Here is a 19,174-nt window from a genome sequence, read left to right as displayed (position 1 = left end):
TCGTCCGACTCCCGGGGCGGTGCAGCCCCGACCCCCCCTTTCTGACTGGAACAAGGAGATCGTTGTGGCTTTGATCGAGGCTGTAGGCGCTCGCGAGATTCTGGATTCCCGCGGTAACCCGACCGTCGAGGTCGAGGTGCTGCTCGAAGACGGCACCGTTGCTCGCGCCGCCGTACCGTCCGGAGCATCCACCGGCGCCTTCGAGGCCTACGAACTTCGCGACGGCGACAAGTCCCGCTACGGCGGCAAGGGCGTCGAGAAGGCAGTCGACGCCGTGCTCGATGAGCTAGGCCCGGCGATCGAGGGTTTCGAGGCCTCGGAGCAGCGCGCGGTCGATGCCGCACTCATCGAGGTGGACGGCACCGAGAACAAGAGCCGGGTGGGCGCCAACGCCATCCTCGGCGTGAGCCTCGCCGTCGCCCGTGCTGCGGCCGATGCAGCCGACCTTCCGCTCTTCCGCTACATCGGCGGGCCGAACGCCCACGTGCTTCCCGTTCCGCTGTTCAACGTGATCAACGGCGGCGAACACGCCGACAACGGCATCGACATGCAGGAGTTCTTCCTCGCGCCCATCGGAGCATCCGACTTCCGCGAGGCGCTGCGATGGGGTGCAGAGACCTACCACGTGCTCAAGTCCGAGCTCAAGGCGGCAGGCTTCAGCACCGGCCTCGGTGACGAGGGCGGCTTCGCCCCAGACCTGCCCAGCAACCGCGAAGGCCTCGACTTCCTCGTCAAGGCCATCGAGAAGGCCGGCTTCACGCCGGGCAGCGACATCGCTCTCGGGCTGGATGCCGCGGCGACCGAATTCTTCGAGGACGGCGTCTACACGCTCGACAAGAAGCAGTGGTCGGCTCCCGAGCTCATCGACTACTACGCCGACCTCGTCGACTCTTACCCGATCCTGACGATCGAGGACGGGCTTGCTGAGGACGACTGGGAGAACTGGGCCCTGCTCACCGAGAAGCTCGGCTCCAAGATCCAGCTCGTGGGCGACGACCTGTTCGTCACCAACCCCGAGCGCCTGGCACGGGGCATCGAGCTCGGCGTCGCGAACTCGCTGCTCGTCAAGGTCAACCAGATCGGCACGCTGACCGAGACGCTCGACGCGGTCGCGCTTGCCCACCGTTCCGGGTACACCACGATGTTCTCGCACCGCTCGGGCGAAACCGAGGACACCACCATCGCCGATCTCGTCGTCGCCGTGAACTCCGGCCAGATCAAGAGCGGCGCCCCCGCTCGCAGCGAGCGCGTGGCCAAGTACAACCAGCTTCTGCGCATCGAAGAGGAGCTCGACAGCGCGGCCGTCTACGCGGGACGAGGCGCCTTCCCGCGCTTCACGGCGTAGCTCACCGGGTTCGCGGCGGGCATGCGGCAGTCTGGAAGCATGCCCGCCTCGAACCGTCGCGCCACCGCGAAGTGGCTGCGTGGCATCCGCTTCTCCTGGTTCAGCCTGGTCATGCTCGGCCTCGTCGTGATGGGTGTTCTCGTCATCGCGCCGACTCTGCATCTCTACGTCGATCAGCAGCACGAGATCGCCCGGCTCGAACAGAGCAACGCAGACACCGCCAAGCAGGTGACCGACCTGAACAAGCAGGTCGCGAACTGGAGCGACCCTGATTACATCAAGGCGCAGGCCAGGCAGCGCCTGCTGTTCGTGATGCCGGGGGAGACCAGCTATCTTGTGATCGACGATCGCCCGCCGGCACCCAAGAAGGATGACGGACCGGTGAGTTCGAGCATCCAGGCCACGAAGTCCAACTGGCTCACCTCGATCGCTGGATCGTTCCTCACGGCGGGTCTGACAGACCGGACCGCTGACCAGCTCTCGAAGTGACCACATGACCACACCACCGTTCGATCCGGTGTCGCAGCGCGACATCGACATCGTGTCGGCCCAGCTCGGCCGGCCTGCGCGCGGCGTCATCGGCATAGCGGCGCGCTGCGTGTGCGGTGCTCCCACGGTCGTTGCCACGGCGCCACGCCTGCCTGACGGCACGCCCTTCCCCACGCTCTACTACCTCAGCCATCCTGCTGCCACCGCTGCCATGTCGAGGCTGGAGGCATCCGGCGTCATGGCCGAGCTGAGCGGGATGCTCGAAGATGACGAAGAATTGCGCGCGACCTACCAGCGGGCCCACGTCGCGTACCTCGCCGACCGTGACCGCATCGACCACGTCGAGGAGATCGCCGGATTCTCCGCAGGCGGCATGCCGACACGCGTCAAATGCCTGCACGCGCTCGCCGCGCACGCGCTCGCGGCCGGGCCGGGCGTGAATCCGATCGGCGATCTCGCGCTGGAGCGTGGTGACTGGTCGCCGGACCGCTGTGAATGTGCTGACTACCCCGTGCGGTAGATTGGACGCATACTTTTCGTTTCAAGGAGACGCTGCACTGTGCCCAAAATCCTGATCGTCGGCGGCGGTTACGCCGGTTTCTACACGGCTTGGAAACTCGAGAAGTGGCTGCGCAAGGGCGAGGCAGAGGTCACCCTCGTCGACCCGCTGCCCTACATGACGTACCAGCCGTTCCTTCCCGAGGTCGCCGCCGGTGAGATCGAGCCGAGGCATGCCGTCGTCTCGCACCGTCGCCACCTCAAGCACACCAAGGTGATCACAGCCAAGGTGACGTACGTGAACCACGCCGAGAAGAAGGCGACCATCACGCCGGCCATCGGTGAACCCTGGGAGTTCGAGTACGACCAGGTGATCGTCACGGCCGGTGCCGTCAGCCGTACGTTCCCCATTCCGGGCGTCGCAGACCAGGCCATCGGCCTCAAGAACATCGAAGAGGCGATCGCCATCCGCGACCGCGTGCTCGACAACTTCGCCAAGGCCGCGACGCTGCCGGCCGGCCCCGAGCGTGAGCGTCTCCTGACGTTCGTCGTCGTCGGCGGCGGCTTCGCGGGCATCGAGGTCTTCGCCGAACTGCGAGCCTTCGCAAGTGCCCTTCTGAAGCAGTACCCCGAGATCACGTTCGATGAGACCCACTTCCACCTCATCGAGGCGATGGGCCGCATCATGCCCGAGGTTTCGCTGGAGACCAGCCACTGGGTGATCAAGAACCTGGCAGAGCGTGGCGCCCAGATTCACCTCGAGACCCAGCTGCAGAGCGCGGTCGACGGCGTGGTGCAGCTGAGCACCGGTGAGAGCTTCGAGTCCGACCTCATCGTCTGGACCGCAGGCGTCATGGCCACGCCGCAGATCGTGCGTCACACCGATCTTCCGATCGAGGAGCGCGGCCGGGTGAAGACGCGCGCCGACCTCCGCATCACCACAGACGGCGAAGACGTCGTGGCGGACGCGTGGGCATGCGGCGACGTCGCCGCCGTGCCCGACCTCTCCGGGTTCGGTGTCGGCGGCTTCTGCGTGCCGAACGCTCAGCACGCCGTGCGCCAGGCGAAGCTCCTGGCCAAGAACATCGTCGCGACGCTTCGCGGCGAGGGCGTCAGGGACTACTTCCACAAGCCGCTCGGTGCGGTTGCGGGTCTCGGCCTGGGCATCGGTGTGTACCAGTGGCGCAAGATCGCCATCAAGGGTCTGATCGCCTGGTTCATGCACCGCGGCTACCACGGGCTGGCCATGCCGAGCTGGGAGCGCAAGTGGCGCGTGCTCGGCGACTGGTGGCTCGACTTCTGGCTGGGGCGCGACAACGTGTCGCTGTCCAAGGTTCAGCAGCCGCGAGCCGCCTTCGAGGAGTTCGCGGCCCGTCCGAAGCCGCAGGTCGAGGCATCCGCACCCAAGGCGGATGCAGCGCCCGCAGTCAAGGCGGGGGACGACAAGAAGCCGGCGAAGGCATCCGTCGGAAGCTGAACGACGTAGCAGAACGGCCGCGTGGGATGCTCCCGTGCGGCCGTTCTGCATGTCACGGGTCTGCGCTGTGGGCGTGCGTCCTGGCTCAGACCCGAGCCAACAGCTGGGCGATGGTTCCGATGTCGTGCGCCGGGATCGTGTAGCTTCGCGAGCGTGGCTCGCTCAGGCTGACAGGGCACAGAAAGCCCGGGTAATGTCGTGTGACCGCGTGAGCGTAGCTCCCGTGGCGCTGGCGTCGCGGAACAGGCCCACCGGCCCTTTTCTCTTAGCTCCAGCGCGCCCCCGTAGCCCAATCGGCAGAGGCAGGCGACTTAAAATCGCTTCAGTCTGGGTTCGAGTCCCAGCGGGGGCACTGTGTGGGGGCGTGTCCACGCCGCCACACAGTGCCGTGGTCTGGGCGAGACGCAGGCTTAGGGGGTCCCCGCCGCTGGAGGCTCCGCGCGCCGCGCTGCTGCATGAATGCGCTTCCTGGGCTTCGCGCGGCGGGTGGAGGGGCGGTGGGGCGGTTCGAGTCCCAGCGGGGGCACTGTATGTGGGGGCACTCGCTCTAGTGCATCGCGCCGCCCATCGTGCATACTTGGTCAACTGACCCACTTCGGCCCGATGGAGGGACGCATGGCGCGCATGTCCGTGTCCGAGCGGCGAGCGGCGCTCGTTCTGGCCGCGCTGCGCGTCATCGCGCGTGAGGGCATGGCGGCGGCCACCACCAGGGCCATCTCGGCCGAGGCTGGGATGCCGCAGGCATCCTTCCACTACGCCTTCGAGTCTCGGGACGAGCTCATGCGCGAGGTGGTGAAGCACGTCGTGGAGCAGGAGGAGCGCTCGATCCTGCCCGCGATGGCACCGGCATCCGTTCCCGGCGACATGCGTGAAGCGCTCAGAGGCGGCCTGGAGCACTACTTCTCGGGAGTCGTCGCCGATCCGGATCACGAGCGCGCCATGTTCGAGCTCGCCCAGTACGCGCAGCGCACGCCGGGAGCGCAGCAGCTCGCCCGCCTGCAGTACGAAAGCTACTTCGCCCTCGCCGTCGCGTCGCTCGATGCAGCGGCCGACCTCGTGCACGCACGGTGGACCCGTCCCGTCGAGGAGATCGCTCGCACGCTCGTCGGAATCACCGACGGCCTCACGTTCACCTGGCTCGCCACCCGAGACGACGCCGCAGCCCACCGTTTGATCGACTTCGCGGCGGATGCCCTCGCGGGCCTGAGCGAGCCGCTGGCGGCAGACGAGCTGCTCGGCGAGCACGCGGCCGCAGAGTCGCAGACATCAGCAATGCCCGAGACGGGAGACCGCACATGACTGCGGACAACGCAACGGCCGACGGGGCCCCGATCACCGTCGCTGTCTTCGCCGAGCCGGTGCGCCGGGTGGGCGGGCGATGGATCGCCGCCTTCGCGCTCGCCTGGTTCGGCGTGTGGATGGCGCAACTCACCCCTGTGCAACTGCTGTTGCCCGCACAGATCCAGGACCAGCTCAAGACGGACGACTGGGTGCAGAACGTGATGGCGTTCGGCATCATCTCGGGGATCTCGGCGCTGTGCGCCATCGTCGCGTTCCCGGTCACGGGTGCACTCTCGGACCGCACGACGAGCCGGTTCGGCAGACGCAGGCCGTGGATCGCCGCCGGAGCGCTGATCTTCGCACTATCGCTGCTGGTGCTCGGCGTGCAGACGACCATGGTCGGCATCGGCGTGTTCTGGTGTCTCGCCCTCACCGGATTCTGCGTGCTCACCGCTGCTCTGACGGCCACGATCAGCGACCAGGTTCCGGTCGATCAGCGCGGTTACGTCTCCGGCTGGCTTTCGGCCCCACAGGCGGTCGGCATCATCGCAGGCATCCTTCTCGTCACGATGCTCTCGCTCGGCACCTTTCTCGGCTACGCCGCGATGGCGGTGCTGCTACTGGTGCTCGTGATCCCGTTCCTCTTCATTCCGGATGCCGTGCTCTCACCCGAGCAGCGCCAGCCCTGGTCGATGCGCGGCATGATCGACTCGCTCTGGATCAGCCCCAAGCGCTACCCGGACTTCGGATGGACGCTGCTCAGCCGCATCCTCGTCAACTTCGGCAACGCGTTCGGCACGAGCCTGTTGCTCTACTTCCTCGAATTCGGACTGGGTGACAAGCACGCGCAAGATGACCTCATCCTGCTCGTGCTCATCTACATGGTGTTCGTCATCGTCGCCGCACTCGTGCTGGGAAAGCTGTCCGACGTGCTGGGCAGGCGCAAGGCGTTCGTGTTCCTGTCGTCGACGCTGCAGGCTCTGGCCGCACTCATGCTCGCCTTCGTGCCCATGTTCAGCGTGGCCATGGTGGCCGCGGGCCTCCTGGGTCTCGGATACGGATGCTTCCTCGCCGTCGACCAGGCACTCGCGACGCAGGTGCTTCCCGACCCCGAGACGCGCGGCAAAGACCTCGGCATCATGAACATCGCAACCGCTGTGCCGCAGGCCGCCGCCCCGCTGCTCGGAGCGCTCCTCGTATTCGTCGCGGGTTTCACCGGGCTCTTCATCATGGGTGCCGTGTTCGCGTTCGCGGGTGCTCTCGCCGTCGCCAGAGTGAAGTCGGTGCGGTGATGACGGCCACAATGGATCTGACCCTTCCTCCCGCCGCATCAATGCGGCGGTGGGGCAATGCCGCCCTCTACTGGCCCTCGCTGACGGCCAGCACCCGCCACCTCGACGCGCCCCTCGCGGTCATCGAACTCGACGCGCTGAGGGCTAACGCGCACGACATGGTGCGGCGCGCGGCAGGCACACCTATCCGCATCGCGTCGAAGTCCGTACGCGTGCGTTCGGTCGTGGAGGCGGCGCTCGCCATCCCGGGCTTCCGCGGAGTGCTCGCCTACTCACTGCCCGAGGCGCTGTGGCTGGCGGAGGGAGACGCTCAGCACGCCCCGGTCGAAGACGTCGTCGTCGGCTATCCGACCGCGAACCGAACCGCGATCCGCCGCCTGGCGACAACGCCCGAACTCGCAGCGCGCGTGACCCTCATGGTCGACTCCGTCGCCCACCTCGACCTCGTCGACGACGTCGTTGCGCCGGGGGAGAGGGAGAGCATCCGGGTCGCCATCGAGTTGGATGCCTCCTGGTACGGACCGGCCGGACGCATCGGGGTCTTCCGCTCGCCGGTGCACACACCGGACGCCGCAACGGACCTGGCGGGCGAGATCGTCGGCAGGCACGGCTTCACTCTCGTGGGCATGATGGCCTACGAGGCCCAGATCGCGGGCCAGGGGGATGCCCCGATCGGCCGCCCCGCCTACGGAGCGACCGTGCGCTGGATGCAGCGCAACTCGAAGGCGGAGCTGCTCGACCGTCGGGCAGCAGCGGTCGCGGCCGTCCGACGCATCGCCGACCTCGAGTTCGTCAACGGCGGCGGGACCGGATCGCTCGAATTCACCTCGGCCGATCCCTCTGTCACCGAGATCGGTGCCGGAAGCGGGCTGCTCGGCGGCCACCTGTTCGACAACTACCGCTCCTTCGCACCGGCGCCAGCGGCCGCTTTCGCGCTCGACGTGGTGCGCAAAGCGGAGCCCGGAAGCGCGACCATTCTCGGCGGCGGATGGGTGGCATCCGGGCCGCCCGGCGTCGACCGTCTTCCCGCGATCGCGTGGCCGACGGGCCTGCGGATGGTGCCACGCGAGATGGCGGGAGAGGTGCAGACCCCGGTGAGCGGACCGAACGCCGCGGGTCTCCGAGTCGGCGATCGCGTGTGGTTCCGGCACACGAAATCGGGCGAACTGAGCGAGCACGTCAACGAGTTCGTGCTCGTCGAGGGCGGTGAAGTGGTCGGAGCTGTGCCCACCTACCGGGGTGACGGAAAGGCGTTCCTGTGACGGCCACCGGAGCGGTGTGGCGCAACTGGGGCCGCAGCGAGAAGATCCGGCCCGCCCGGGTGGAGCGGCCGAAGGATGCCGCGGCCGTCCAGCGCTCTGTCGTCGCGGCTGCCGAACGCGGCTTGCACGTCAAGCCCGTGGGTGCCGGACACAGCTTCTCCGGCATCGCCGTGTCGCCAGGCGTGCAGCTGGACCTGCATGAGCTGAGCGGCGTGATCCGCGTGGACGAGGCATCCGGTCGGGTGACGCTGGGCGCCGGCACGAACCTGTACCGCCTGCCCGCGCTGCTCGAGCCGTACGGCCTCGCGCTGGAGAACATGGGCGATATCGACAGGCAGACCATCGCGGGAGCGACCTCGACGGGTACGCACGGCACGGGCGGGCGCTTCGGCGGCCTGGCCACGCAGATCGTCGGCGTGACTCTCGTGACGGGCGACGGGTCTCTGCTCGCGGTGAACGAGACCGAGAACTCCGATCTGCTGCCCGCAGTTCGCCTCGGCCTCGGCGCGCTGGGCGTGCTCGTCGACGTCACCATCCAGTGCGTGCCCGCATTCCTGCTGCACGCGGTGGAGCGCTCTGAGCGGCTCGGCGACGTGCTGGATGCCTACCTGGACCGCTCGGAACGCGACGACCACTTCGAGTTCTACTGGTTCCCGCACACCGACACGGCCGTCACGAAGACCAACACGAGACTGCCGATCGACGTGGAACGGCATCCGAGATCTCGCTTCGGCGCATGGGTCGGCGACGAGCTCGTGGCGAACGGCGCCTACCGCGCCATCTGCGCGCTCGGCACGATGGTGCCGCCCCTTGTGCCTCCGGTGAATCGTCTCGCCGGCAGGCTCATGGGCAACGGCGAGTACAGCGACATGTCCCACCGCGTCTTCGTCAGCGACAGGTCGGTGCGGTTCCGGGAGATGGAGTATGCGGTGCCGCGCGCCGCGGTGCCTGACGCGGTGCGTGAGGTCGACGAGCTCATCCGTGAGCGAGGGTGGCGCATCTCGTTCCCCGTCGAAGTGCGCTCGGCCGCCGCTGACGAGAACTGGATGTCGACGGCGTACGGCCGCGACACCGGCTACGTCGCCGTGCACCGCTACTTCAGGGAAGACCCTGCCGAGTACTTCGCGGCCGTCGAGGCGATCATGCGTTCGTACGATGGACGCCCGCACTGGGGCAAGATGCACACGCGTACCGCGGAAGACCTGCGCCCGGCCTACCCGCGCTTCGATGACTTCGTCGCAGCGCGAGACCGGTTCGATCCGACCGGTGTCTTCGAGAACAGGTATCTCAGGTCGGTTCTCGGGGCGGTCCCTTCCGGTCGCTGTGCGCCTCCCACGGTCTAGCTTCGAGTGTCTTGGGAAGAAGCAGGGCGTTGTTCGCTGCCGGGTAGGATGACCGGGTGTCCTCACGACACGCGCCCACACTCGCTCGCAAGGAGTAGCCCGCCATGGAATGGCTGATCCCCGTCATCATCATCGTCGTGATTCTGGTGATCATCGGCATCTACTTCTGGGCGACCTACAACTCGCTTGTGACGCTCAACGTGCGAGTGGACGAGGCGTGGAGCGACATCACGGTGCAGCTGAAGCGTCGTGCCGACCTCATCCCGAACCTCATCGAAACGGTGAAGGGCTACGCGTCGCACGAGAAGACCGTCTTCGAAGACGTGACGAAGGCGCGCGCCGAGACGCTGTCCGCGAGCGGGCCGGCCGAGGCATCCGCTGCCGAGAACCACATTCAGCAGGCGTTGCGCAGCATCTTCGCGGTCGCCGAGGCATACCCGCAGCTGCAGGCGAGCCAGAACTTCCTGCGCCTGCAGTCCGATCTGGTCGACACCGAAGACAAGATCCAGGCGGCGAGGCGCTTCTACAACGGAGGAGTCCGGGAGTTCAACACCAAGATAAAGGTGTTCCCGAACAACATCTTCGCCAAGCGTCTCGGCTTCAACTCACGCGACTTCTTCGAGGTCGCCGACGCGAACGCGATCGCCGAGCCGCCGCGCGTGCAGTTCTAGCCCCACCACCCGAACCCGAGCTTCAGGCAGAACGCAGGGCACCCGTCTATGTACAGGGCGATCGCCGCGAACAAGCGGAACACCGTCTTCATCTTCCTGTTCTTCATCGTCATCATCGGCCTGCTGGGCTGGCTGGCTGCTGCGATCTACCACAACGTCGCGATCGTGATCGTGACGCTCGTGATCGCGTCGCTGTACGCCCTGTTCCAGTACTACGCGGCATCCGGCCAAGCGGTCGCGGCGTCCGGGGCGATCGAGATTCAGAAGTCAGACAACCCGAGGCTCTGGAACACGGTCGAGAACCTGTCCATAGCCACCGGCATGCCCATGCCGAAGGTGTACATCGTGGGCGATCCGGCGCCGAACGCCTTCGCCACGGGCCGAGACCCGCAGCATGCCGTCGTCGCCGCAACGACCGGACTGCTCGACATCATGGATGACGCCGAACTGGAGGGCGTCATCGCTCACGAGCTGGGCCACGTGCGCAACTACGACATCCGGGTGTCGATGATCGTGTTCGGTCTGACCGTCGCGATCGGATTCGTGGCCGACATCCTCTTGCGCATGACGCTGTTCGGCGGATTCGGCGGCAACAACCGCAACAACAACGGCGGCGGGGGCGGTAACCCCGTGTTGCTGGTCTTCGGGCTCATCGCCCTCATCGTCGCGCCGCTCGTGGCATCGCTGGTGCAGCTGGCCATCTCGCGGCAGCGCGAGTACCTCGCAGACGCCACGAGCGCCATGACCACGCGCAACCCCGACGAGCTCGCGAGCGCGCTGGCCAAGCTCGAGGAGTACGGGCGACCTATGCGCAGGCAGAACTCAGCCATGGCGCATCTCTGGATCTCGAATCCGCTCAAGCCGAGCCTGATGGGCCGGCTCTTCTCGACGCATCCTCCGATCGCGGATCGCATCGCCAGGCTGCAGAAGATGGGCAGCCAGTTCTGACGCGTGCTGGTCTCCGGCCGGTGTCTGCAGCACTGCTGCCACAACCGACGTTGCTGGAAACCCCCTTGACGTGAACTGACCGTCGGGTGAAAGGTGGTCTCTGCGCCGCCCCCGAAACGGGGGGTGGGGGAGTGCCGAGGAGACGAAGGTGTCTGATCCCGATGTGCCGACGCGAGGACCGGCAAGGCCCGGTCCGTACGTGATCGCAGGCATCCTGATCGCTCTGGCGATCATCATGCCGTTGCTTGTGCCCCTGTACGCATTCGCCGAGCCGGCGCTGTGGGGCATCCCGTTCTTCTACTGGTACCAGCTGCTGTGGGTGTTCATCGCCGCCGGCCTGCTCGGCATCGCCTACCTCGTCATCCGCAAGGAGGACCGCCGTCGGCGCGCAGAGGTGCGCGGTGAGAACGGGGGAGCCGCGAACACCGGCCACGGCCCTGACTCGAGGAGGGCGGACCGATGACCACGAATCTCCTCTCGCTCGCCGGCAACGGGCTCGCCGGCCACGTCATCGCCGCCGCACCCGATGCCCACGGCAACCGGCCCGTCAACTGGATCGCGCTCATCGTCGTGATCGTGCTCTTCGTGGTCGTCGCGGTGATCGGCTTCCTGGCGTCCCGCTGGCGCACCGACCCGAGCGCTCGTGGACTCAACACCCTCGACGAATGGGGCCTCGGCGGACGCGGCTTCGGAACCTGGGTCACCTGGTTCCTGCTCGGCGGCGACCTCTACACCGCGTACACGTTCGTTGCGGTGCCTGCCGCGATGTGGGCATCCGGCGCCGTCAGCGGATTCTTCGCCGTGCCGTACACCATCGTGCTGTACCCGATCGTGTTCCTGCTGATGTCGAGGCTCTGGTCCGTCTCGCACAGGCACGGTTACGTCACCCCGGCCGACTTCGTGGGCGGACGCTACGGCAGCCGGTGGCTCTCGGTGGCCGTCGCCCTCACGGGCATCATCGCGACCATGCCGTACATCGCCCTGCAGCTGGTCGGGATCAAAGCCGTGCTGACGGTGCTCGGGCTCGGCTCGAACACCAACCCGTTCATGGCCGATCTGCCTCTGATCATCGCGTTCGTCGTGCTCGCGGCCTACACGTACACGGGCGGCCTCCGGGCGCCGGCGCTCATCGCGATCGTCAAGGATGTCCTCATCTACATCGCGATCATCGTCGCGATCGCCTATCTGCCCGCCCACTTCGGCGGGTGGGAGGGCATCTTCGGTGCGGCGGAGAAGAAGCTCACGGCCACCAACCCGGCGACCGGTTCCCCGTTCGGCGCCGTGATCCCCGGCGCCGCGAGCTTCAACGCGTACTGGACGCTGGCGCTCGGCAGCGCCATGGCCCTCTTCATGTACCCGCACTCGATCACCGGTGTGCTCTCCACCAAGAGCCGTAACACCATCAGGCGCAATGCCATGGTGCTGCCGCTCTACTCCCTGCTGCTCGGATTCCTGGCACTGCTCGGGTTCGTGGCCATCAAGGCGGGCACGCAGCCCATCGACACCAACGGAGCGATCAACGCGCAACTGGTGGTGCCTCAGCTGTTCCTCGACTCCTTCCCGTCGTGGTTCAGCGGCATCGCGCTGGCGGCCATCGCGATCGGCGCGCTGGTGCCCGCTGCGATCATGTCGATCGCGGCGTCCAACCTGTTCACCCGCAACATCTATCGCGACCTGTTCAAGAAGAACGCGACGCCCAAGCACGAGGCGAACGTGTCGAAGCTGGTCTCCCTGATCGTCAAGGTCGGTGCACTCGTCTTCGTGCTCGGCATGGATCAGTCCTCGGCCATCAACCTTCAGCTCCTCGGCGGAATCTGGATTCTGCAGACGTTCCCAGCGATCGTGGCTGGGCTCTACACGCGATGGTTCAACAAGTGGGCGCTGTTCGCGGGATGGGCTGTCGGCATCCTTTACGGCACGATCGCGGCATACAACGTGATCAACCCCGCGACGCATGCGCACTTCGGCGGCTCCATCGCCCCGTTCCCGTTCACCGCGACGCCCGTGTACATCGGCATCTCGGCATTCGTGCTGAACGCGGTCGTCGCCACCGTGGTCACGCTGGTGCTACGCCTCTTCAAGGTGAGGGATACGAGCGACACCACACGGCCCTCGGACTACGGCGCCGACGAGAACGACCCGACGGTCGTGGCCATCGAGCGGACCCAACCGCCGCTCGAGCCCGACTACGACGGTCGCGGCTAGACAGAGCTGCAGGCCGGGCGGTTCGGGCTGGGCGGTTCGCCCCGGAGAGCTCGCCCGGGGGGTCTCGCTCGGGTGGAGTTGCCAGGCGTGCGCGCCCCGGCTACAGCGCTGCCACCGCTGAGGCTAGTGGACCCGCCAACGTGCCGTGCTCTTTCACATCGACCGCCGACAGGCCCTGCCACTCGGCGGCCTCTCGGAGCAGCGCGGCAAGGCGAAGCGGCGTGTCGGCATCCGCATCTGCCTCCGCCCACGCGGATTGCACGAAGAGCACACCGTTCTTGCGGTCGCTCTTGAGGTCGACCCTGGCGACGATCTTGTCGTCTTGCAGCACGGGGAGCACGTAGTAGCCGTACACACGCTTGGGTGCCGGCGTGTAGATCTCGATGCGGTAGTCGAGCCCGAACATCCTGAGAGCGCGGGAGCGTTCCCAGACGATGGGGTCGAACGGCGAGAGCAGAGCGGATGCCTGCATCTCACGCGGCTTCCTGGCATCGGTGGCCAGCCACGCCTCTGCCGGTCTCCCCGCGCTCTCCCACCCGGCCACCGCCACCCGGCTCACCTCGCCGGCGTCTTCGAGGTCGCGAAGCGCTGCCTTGGTCGGCACCGACTTCAGCCGGTAGTAGTCGGCGATGTCGCCGACAGTGCCGATGCCGAGGGCCCGCACCGACCGGCGCACGAGCTCGAGCACGGCGTCGGCCTCATCGAGCCTCGACTCCAGGACCGCGGACGGGAACATCTGCTCAGGCAGCGCATACCTGCGCTCGAATCTGTTCCGACCCGCGATGGCGACATCGCCGAATCTGAAGAGCATTTCGAGGGTTCGCTTCACCTCGGACCAGCCCCACCACGGCCCTCGGCGCACGTTCTCTTCGTGCTCGATCTCGCTCGCGGCCATCGGACCATTGGCCGCGAGTTCGGCAAGCAGCCAACGTGCCGTGCGATCGCGATCATGGGTCCAGTCATCCGTTCCCGGCCCGTAGCGGGCTCGCATAGCGTCCATACGCCAGCGAAATAGGGGCCTGTCCTCGCGGCGCACGAAGGCCGCCTCGTGCGCCACGTATTCCGTATGGCTGGCCCTCGGCGCCATCGTGAGGGCGTCGAGAAGGCTCTTGTCGTACGAGCCGAGCCTCGCGAAGACCGGCAGGTAATGGCTGCGCTCGAACACGTTCACCGAATCGATCTGCAGCAGCCCGAGCCGGTCGATGAGGCCGTTCAACTGACGCGTTCCCGCCACGGCGGGGCGCGGCCTCCCAAAGCCCTGTGCGGCCAAGGCGATGCGCCGCGCGAGCGCAGGGGAGAGCGTTGGAAGACGAGCCGAGGATGCCACCCGGCGAGGCTACCGGCATCCGCCGACACCGCCGCTTTCCGGCATTCGCCGACACCTCGGATGTGCCTGTACTCACCGTGCCGCCAGACCGGGACGAACGGTCAGCAAGGGCAAATAGACTGACCCGATGGCCCGACCGACTGAGCCGAACCATCCCACCGACGTGAGCGTCGAAGAGTCCATTCCACGAGGAGTACGCGTTGCCGCCGCCTGGTCGTGGCGGCTGCTGCTGATCGGGGCGGTCATCGCCGTCGTCGTCTTTCTCATCGTGCAGTTGCGCCTGATCGTGATTCCGGTGCTCGTCGCCGTGCTGCTTGCGGCGCTGCTCGTGCCCTTCGTCGATTTCCTCGTGCGCCGCGGCTGGCAGCGGTGGATCGGCATCGTGGTGGCGTTGGTCGCCGTGCTGGTCGTGGTGGGCGGTCTCGTCGTGCTCGTCGTGCTGCAGATCCGCGCCGAGGCGCACGGCCTGCAGCTGCGCAGCATGCAGGCGTTCGACGGCTTCAGGGCGTGGCTGCACGCGCCGCCGCTCGAACTCAGCGACAGGCAGATCGACGACTACCTCGCCCAGGCGGTCAAGGCGCTGCAGCAGGACAGCAAGGTGCTCATCTCCGGGGCCTTGTCGATCGGCTCGACGCTGGGCCACGTGCTCACCGGCGCCCTCCTGACCGCGTTTAGCACCCTGTTCATCCTGATCGACGGCAAGGGCATCTGGTCGTGGATCGTGCGCATGTTCCCGCGGCGCGCACGGGCAGCCGCCGATGGCGCGGGCAGGGCCGGTTGGGTCACCCTGACGAGCTTTGCCCGCGTGCAGGTGCTCGTTGCGTCGATCGACGCGCTCGGCATCGGTCTCGTCGCGTTCTTCCTCGGGCTCCCGCTCGTCATCCCCATCGCGGTTCTCGTGTTCCTCGGATCGTTCATCCCGATCGTGGGTGCCGTGATCACCGGCGCGCTCGCCGTCGTCGTCGCACTTGTCTACAACGGGTGGGTGGCCGCCATCGTCATGCTGGCCGGCGTTCTTGCGGTGCAGCAGATCGAGGGTCACGTGCTGCAGCCGCTGATCATGGGATCGGCCGTGAAAGTGCATCCGCTCGCCGTCGTGCTTGTGGTCGCGGCGGGATCTCTGCTGGCAGGCATCCCCGGCGCGCTCTTCGCGGTACCGTTCGCCGCGGTGCTCAACGTGATGGTCAAGTACGTGTCGTCGGGGAGCTGGCGCGGGGGCGCCGAGCCACCGGTGTCCGGTCCTCCCGACGCGCTCTGGCAGACGGTTCCGCGCCCTCGGCGCTGGCAGGACCGCAGGCAGCTGCGTCGCGATGCCGGTGTGCGCGACGGCGGCGACGCCGTCTCCTCGTGACGGGGCGCGGATGCCTGCGTCGCGGGAGGCGGTCCCCATGCCGGGTGCCGCATGGGTGAAACCCTAAACTGTGCGAATGACGTCCGTGAGCGAAACTCCTCGTCCCTTCACCGTCGGCCCCGGCCTGGACGAGATCGAGCACGCACATGAGATCGTGGCCCGCGTGGCGAAGAAGACCCCGATCGAGACGTCCAACTACCTCACCGAGCTTCTCGGGTCGCCCGTGCTGCTGAAGTGCGAGAACCTGCAGCGCACGGGGTCGTACAAGATCCGCGGCGCGTATTACATGATGTCGAAGCTCAGCGAGCAGGAGCGGGCCCAAGGCGTCGTCGCCGCTTCGGCCGGCAACCATGCGCAGGGCGTCGCGTTCGGTGCGCGTGAGCTCGGCGTGAAGTCGACCATCTTCATGCCGTTGGGCGTCGCCCTGCCCAAGCTGCAGGCGACGAGGGACTACGGGGCCCATGTCGTTCTCGGCGGGGCAACGGTCGAGGAGCCGCTGAGGGCCGCAGCCGAATTCGCCAGAGACACGGGCGCCATCTTCGTGCCGCCGTTCGACCACCCCGACGTCATCGCCGGGCAAGCCGCACTGGGGCTCGACATCCTCGATGACGTGCCCGACGTCGACACGATCATCGTGCCGATCGGCGGGGGCGGGCTCATCGCGGGCGTCGCATCAGCTGTCAAGCAGCGGGCACATGCAGAGGGGCGTGACATCCGCGTCATCGGCGTGCAGGCGGAGAATGCGGCGGCCTTCCCGGTCTCGCTGGCTGCGGGCCTGCCCACCGACGTCGCGGTCGGACCCACGATCTCCGATGGCATCGCGGTAGGGCGGCCGGGTGCGCTTAATTTCGAGATCGTCAAGGAACTCGTCGACGACGTCGTCACGGTCAGCGACGATGACACGGCGCGCGCTCTGCTCGTGCTCCTCGAGCGGTCCAAGCTCGTGGTCGAGCCCGCTGGCGCCGTTGGCGTGGCCGCACTCCTTTCCGGCGCGCTGCAGGCATCCGCTGCCCGACTCGGCGCGGATCTCGGCCGCACGGTGGTCATTCTCTCCGGAGGAAACATCGATCCGCTGCTCATGCAGCGCGTGGTCGACGCCGGCCTTGCGGTCTCAGACCGTTACCTCAAGCTGCGGCTCATGCTTCCCGACCGGCCGGGCCAGCTGGCACGCACGTCGGAGCTCATCGCCGCAGCGAACGCGAACGTCGTCGAGGTGCTGCACACGCGGCACGGCAACGGACTGCAGATCAGCCAGGTGGAGCTGGAGGTCAGCGTCGAGACGCGTGGACCGGACCACAAGGCGGAGGTGGTTCGCATTCTCCGCGAAGCGGGTTACGACCCGATCGTCGACTGACGCGGTCGGCCACCGGCCTACGCGCGGGCCTTTACTGGCCCGTCCAGGTCTCCACGTTCTTGACCTGCACCTGGATCTGGCGCCCGTTCGGAGTGGTGTACGTCGTCGAGTCGCCGACCTTGAGTCCGAGAATGGCCGAGCCGAGCGGGCTCGCCTCGCTGTAGACGGACAGCTCGCTGCCGTCGCCGATCTCGCGGTTGCCGATGATGAAGGTGTCTTCGTCGCCCGCGATGACCGCCGTGACGATGGTGCCGGGCTCGACGACGCCGCGGCTCTGCGGCGCCTCGCCGACCTTGGCGTGCCTCAACAGCTCGGTCAGCTGGGCGATCCGCGCCTCCTGAACACCCTGGGCGTCCTTGGCAGCGTGGTACCCGCCGTTCTCCTTGAGGTCGCCCTCCTCGCGCGCGGCCTCGATGCGCTTGGCGATCTCGCTGCGGCCGACGGTGCTGAGGTGCTCGAGTTCAGCGGCGAGGCGGTCGTAAGCCTCCTGCGTCAGGAAGGTGACCTGCGTGTCCTGGGACATGTGAACTCCTACGAATGGGGAGAGAAACGGGCGTATCAACATAGACGCCCCGACGTGTCCGTCAGGGCGTATCAGAAGATTCTACGTCAGCGGCGGGCCGAAGACCAGCACGAGTCGACCGACCCGCTCACGCTCGGCTGCATCGTGCGCACCGTCGTGGTGAAGGATCTGGTCGTCTTCGGGGAGGGCGGCAACTGCACGACCTTCCATCCAGTGACGGTGAATTCCACGTCCTGAGCCTCCACGGCGCACGCGACAGAGACACCTGCATCGGCCGAAACCGTGAATGAGACCCGCACATGCTGATCGTCCAGCACCTGGTTCGCGCCCGTCTCCACGTCGATGCCGGAGCCCTGCACCTGGTCGAGTCCGGCCCAGAGCGTCCAGCACACCATCGCGAGCGCGATGAATGCGCCGAGAGCCACCAGGAGCCAGCGGTCCCTCCGCCTGGTGCGAGCCGTGCGACCGTAACGCGAACCGGCGAGCGAGGGCTCGATTCGTGCCCCGGATGCCGTGGGTTCGGGCACGAGGCGACCTCCGGTTTCGAGCGATTAGGCTGGCATCAAGCCTAGGTGCTTTGCCTGGCAACCCGCTTCCGCACGATTTCCGTTGACACAGATTGCCGGATGCCCACAGTGACCCTCCGTCTTCTCGCCGTACACGCCCACCCGGACGACGAGTCCAGTAAGGGCGCGGCGACGTACGCCTACTACGCACACCAGGGCGCCGAGGTCATGATCGTGAGCTGCACGGGCGGCGAACGCGGCGACATCCTCAACGATGGTCTCGAGGCGCGAGCCCTGGCCGAGCGCGACATGCCGGGCCTCCGCCGCGTCGAGATGGATGCCGCCGCACGCATCCTGGGCGTGCAGCATCGCTGGCTGGGCTACGTCGATTCCGGCATGCCGAGCGAGGACGGAACCGTGCCTCCGAATTCGTTCGCCGCGATCCCGCTCGAGATCTCGGCGGAGCCGCTCGTGACGCTGATCCGGGAGTTCCGTCCGCACGTTCTCGTCACGTACGACGAGAACGGCGGCTACCCGCACCCCGACCACATCCGGTCTCACGACGTCTCCGTCGCCGCCTACGACTGGGCAGCCGACCCGGAACGGTACCCGCAAGCCGGAGCGCCCTGGCAGGTCGGCAAGCTGTACTACGACCGCATCTTCAACGCCAAGCGCATGGCCGCCGTGTTCGAGCACGTGCGCGCGGGCGACCCGCAGTCGCCGCTCATTGAGCATTTCGAGGGAATGCTCGAACGCTTCGGCGAACAGCCCGACCTGGCGACCACCAGGGTTCCGGTCGGCGACTTCTTCGAGACCAGGGATGCCGCGCTGCGGGCGCACGCCAGTCAGGTGTCACCCGACAGCTCTTTCTTCTTCTGGCCCAACGACATCCAGCGAGCTGCGTGGCCGTACGAGGACTATCAGCTCATCGACTCGAAGGTGGAGACTACAGTGCCCGAGAACGACCTCTTCGCCGGGATCGAGGACGACTGAGTGTTCGTCACGCTGTTGCTCGCGGCCACGCCGTCGCCGACGCCCAAGACGCCGAATGCCGACCTGGTCACGCCTGGTGTGTGGGGCTTCATCATCACGTTCTGCATCGGCGTGGCGACCATCGTGCTCATCTGGGACATGATGCGGCGGGTGCGGCGAACCAGGTACCGCGCGGAGGTCAACGCCAGACTTGACGCGGAAGAGGCGCAGCGGTCGACGGGGATCGTCAGGGCCGACGAGCCGACAGGGCGTAAAGACGTCGGGCCCAGGCGGCCTGACGGCGACGGTTGATCGGCGGCCCAGCCGGAA

19 protein-coding genes and 1 tRNA gene are annotated in these 19,174 nt (G+C 67.2%); 17 read left to right on the top strand and 3 right to left on the bottom strand.

What is annotated here, in order from left to right; all coding sequences use genetic code 11:
- Positions 1-64 precede the first annotated feature (64 nt).
- The 13 genes from eno (at position 65) to mctP (ending at position 12,811) form a co-directional block, all read left to right on the top strand.
- Complete coding sequence (eno, locus tag ACO2Q7_RS04715; protein ID WP_423354465.1) at positions 65-1,345, top strand: phosphopyruvate hydratase; 1,281 nt, start codon at positions 65-67, stop codon at positions 1,343-1,345.
- A gap of 39 nt (positions 1,346-1,384) precedes the next feature.
- Positions 1,385-1,834, top strand: a complete 450-nt coding sequence (locus ACO2Q7_RS04710; protein ID WP_423354464.1) for an FtsB family cell division protein — start codon at positions 1,385-1,387, stop codon at positions 1,832-1,834.
- A gap of 4 nt (positions 1,835-1,838) precedes the next feature.
- Positions 1,839-2,354, top strand: coding sequence for a DUF501 domain-containing protein (locus tag ACO2Q7_RS04705; RefSeq protein WP_423354463.1), 516 nt, complete (start codon positions 1,839-1,841; stop codon positions 2,352-2,354).
- A gap of 39 nt (positions 2,355-2,393) precedes the next feature.
- Positions 2,394-3,809, top strand: coding sequence for an NAD(P)/FAD-dependent oxidoreductase (locus ACO2Q7_RS04700; RefSeq protein WP_423354462.1), 1,416 nt, complete (start codon positions 2,394-2,396; stop codon positions 3,807-3,809).
- Positions 3,810-4,087: 278 nt separating this feature from the next.
- Positions 4,088-4,161: transfer RNA gene (locus ACO2Q7_RS04695), tRNA-Leu, on the top strand.
- 263 nt (positions 4,162-4,424) lie between these two features.
- Positions 4,425-5,108, top strand: coding sequence for a TetR/AcrR family transcriptional regulator (locus tag ACO2Q7_RS04690; RefSeq protein ID WP_423354461.1), 684 nt, complete (start codon positions 4,425-4,427; stop codon positions 5,106-5,108).
- Positions 5,105-6,382 carry an MFS transporter gene (locus tag ACO2Q7_RS04685; RefSeq protein ID WP_423354460.1) on the top strand — a complete coding sequence of 426 codons (1,278 nt, stop codon included), beginning with the start codon at positions 5,105-5,107 and terminating at the stop codon, positions 6,380-6,382. The genes ACO2Q7_RS04690 and ACO2Q7_RS04685 overlap by 4 nt, the downstream gene beginning before the upstream one ends.
- Positions 6,382-7,644, top strand: coding sequence for an alanine racemase (locus ACO2Q7_RS04680; RefSeq protein WP_423354459.1), 1,263 nt, complete (start codon positions 6,382-6,384; stop codon positions 7,642-7,644). Before ACO2Q7_RS04685 ends, ACO2Q7_RS04680 begins: the two co-directional genes overlap by 1 nt.
- The gene (locus ACO2Q7_RS04675; protein WP_423354458.1) at positions 7,641-8,987 is read left to right on the top strand and encodes a D-arabinono-1,4-lactone oxidase; all 1,347 of its coding nucleotides are present in this window, start codon (positions 7,641-7,643) and stop codon (positions 8,985-8,987) included. Before ACO2Q7_RS04680 ends, ACO2Q7_RS04675 begins: the two co-directional genes overlap by 4 nt.
- A gap of 104 nt (positions 8,988-9,091) precedes the next feature.
- On the top strand, positions 9,092-9,658 hold the full coding sequence (locus tag ACO2Q7_RS04670) for a LemA family protein (protein WP_423354457.1): 567 nt from the start codon (positions 9,092-9,094) through the stop codon (positions 9,656-9,658).
- Positions 9,659-9,706: 48 nt separating this feature from the next.
- The gene (locus ACO2Q7_RS04665) at positions 9,707-10,606 is read left to right on the top strand and encodes a M48 family metalloprotease (RefSeq protein WP_423354456.1); all 900 of its coding nucleotides are present in this window, start codon (positions 9,707-9,709) and stop codon (positions 10,604-10,606) included.
- Positions 10,607-10,754: 148 nt separating this feature from the next.
- Positions 10,755-11,069, top strand: a complete 315-nt coding sequence (locus ACO2Q7_RS04660) for a DUF3311 domain-containing protein (protein ID WP_423354455.1) — start codon at positions 10,755-10,757, stop codon at positions 11,067-11,069.
- Positions 11,066-12,811, top strand: coding sequence for a monocarboxylate uptake permease MctP (gene mctP / locus ACO2Q7_RS04655; protein ID WP_423354454.1), 1,746 nt, complete (start codon positions 11,066-11,068; stop codon positions 12,809-12,811). Before ACO2Q7_RS04660 ends, mctP begins: the two co-directional genes overlap by 4 nt.
- 100 nt (positions 12,812-12,911) lie before the next feature.
- Here mctP and ACO2Q7_RS04650 read toward each other — a convergent pair whose 3' ends face one another.
- Positions 12,912-14,138 (bottom strand): winged helix-turn-helix domain-containing protein, encoded by a 1,227-nt coding sequence (locus ACO2Q7_RS04650; protein WP_423354453.1) that lies wholly within the window; start codon positions 14,136-14,138, stop codon positions 12,912-12,914.
- A gap of 127 nt (positions 14,139-14,265) precedes the next feature.
- Between ACO2Q7_RS04650 and ACO2Q7_RS04645 the strand changes: the two genes are divergently transcribed.
- Both ACO2Q7_RS04645 and ilvA read left to right on the top strand, forming a co-directional pair.
- Entirely contained in the window at positions 14,266-15,489 is a 1,224-nt protein-coding gene (locus ACO2Q7_RS04645; protein ID WP_423354452.1) for an AI-2E family transporter, read from the top strand.
- Positions 15,490-15,565: 76 nt separating this feature from the next.
- The gene (gene ilvA, locus ACO2Q7_RS04640) at positions 15,566-16,843 is read left to right on the top strand and encodes a threonine ammonia-lyase (RefSeq protein ID WP_423354451.1); all 1,278 of its coding nucleotides are present in this window, start codon (positions 15,566-15,568) and stop codon (positions 16,841-16,843) included.
- A gap of 31 nt (positions 16,844-16,874) precedes the next feature.
- On the opposite strand, the gene greA is transcribed toward ilvA, so the two are convergent.
- Positions 16,875-17,366, bottom strand: a complete 492-nt coding sequence (greA, locus tag ACO2Q7_RS04635; RefSeq protein WP_423354450.1) for a transcription elongation factor GreA — start codon at positions 17,364-17,366, stop codon at positions 16,875-16,877.
- Positions 17,367-17,452: 86 nt separating this feature from the next.
- Positions 17,453-17,893: a DUF4307 domain-containing protein gene (locus ACO2Q7_RS04630; RefSeq protein WP_423354449.1), complete on the bottom strand. Its 441-nt coding sequence runs from the start codon at positions 17,891-17,893 to the stop codon at positions 17,453-17,455.
- Between the two features lie 99 nt (positions 17,894-17,992).
- On the opposite strand from ACO2Q7_RS04630, the gene mca reads away from it, so the two are divergent.
- Both mca and ACO2Q7_RS04620 read left to right on the top strand, forming a co-directional pair.
- Positions 17,993-18,865 (top strand): mycothiol conjugate amidase Mca, encoded by an 873-nt coding sequence (gene mca / locus ACO2Q7_RS04625; protein WP_423354448.1) that lies wholly within the window; start codon positions 17,993-17,995, stop codon positions 18,863-18,865.
- Positions 18,866-19,156, top strand: coding sequence for a hypothetical protein (locus ACO2Q7_RS04620; protein WP_423354447.1), 291 nt, complete (start codon positions 18,866-18,868; stop codon positions 19,154-19,156).
- Positions 19,157-19,174: the final 18 nt, after the last annotated feature.

The organism is Rathayibacter sp. KR2-224 (genome assembly GCF_049446075.1).
Lineage (GTDB): Bacteria > Actinomycetota > Actinomycetes > Actinomycetales > Microbacteriaceae > Humibacter.
Note: the sequence above shows the minus strand (reverse complement) of the source record. Positions and strands in the feature narration are given on the sequence as shown.